Raw genomic sequence first — 776 nt, forward strand, 5'->3', positions numbered from 1 at the left:
ATGAGTAAAGACTACCCCAGCAACTTAACCCGAGACCAGTACGAGCTTCTGAGTGATCTACTGCCCGCCGCCAAGCCCGGTGGCCGTCCCCGCAGCGTGGAGTTGTGGGAGGTTCTCAACGCCATCCTGCATTTACTCGTCGAGGGGGTTCAATGGCGGGCATTACCCGGAGACTTTCCGCCGTGGCAGACGGTGTACACCTATTGCCGCAACTGGTGCAAGGATGGCACCTGGGTCAGGGTTCATGACCATCTCCGGGAATGGGTACGCATTGAGCAAGACCGCCATACCCAACCCTCTGAGGCTGTTCTGGATAGCCAAAGCGTGAAAAGCGCGGCCTTCGTGCATGAGGCGGTGGGTTACGACGGGGGCAAAAAGATTAAAGGTCGCAAACGGTTCGCGGTCGTCGATACATTGGGCCTAGTGGCACGGGTGTTGGTCACCGCTGCCAGTGTGCCCGAGCGGGAGGGTGGCAAGCAGGTGCTCGCTCGAGTTAAAGACATGGGATCGTCCATCGCTAGGCTAAATCTGATTTGGGCGGATGGGGGCTTTGACGGCCCCGCCTTTATGATGTGGGTGATGGATACCTGTCGCTGGATCGTCGAGGTCGTCTTACGACCCCAGCAGACCAAAGGATTTGTCCTGCTTAAGAAACGCTGGGTGGTCGAACGTACCTTCGGCTGGTTGATGGGATGCCGACGCTTGGTGCGAGACTACGAACGGCTACCAGAAACGTCAGAAACCCTCATCTACCTCGCCATGATCCGTATCATGGT

At 57.6% G+C, this 776-nt stretch carries 1 protein-coding gene; it reads left to right on the plus strand.

Annotation, left to right across the window (positions count from 1 at the left end; all coding sequences use genetic code 11):
• The coding region (locus tag VB780_RS25630) for an IS5 family transposase (protein WP_323354025.1) at positions 1 to 776 on the plus strand (776 nt) is incomplete at both ends.

Origin of the sequence: Leptolyngbya sp. CCNP1308 (assembly GCF_034932455.1) — a bacterium.
Lineage (GTDB): Bacteria > Cyanobacteriota > Cyanobacteriia > Phormidesmidales > Phormidesmidaceae > Nodosilinea.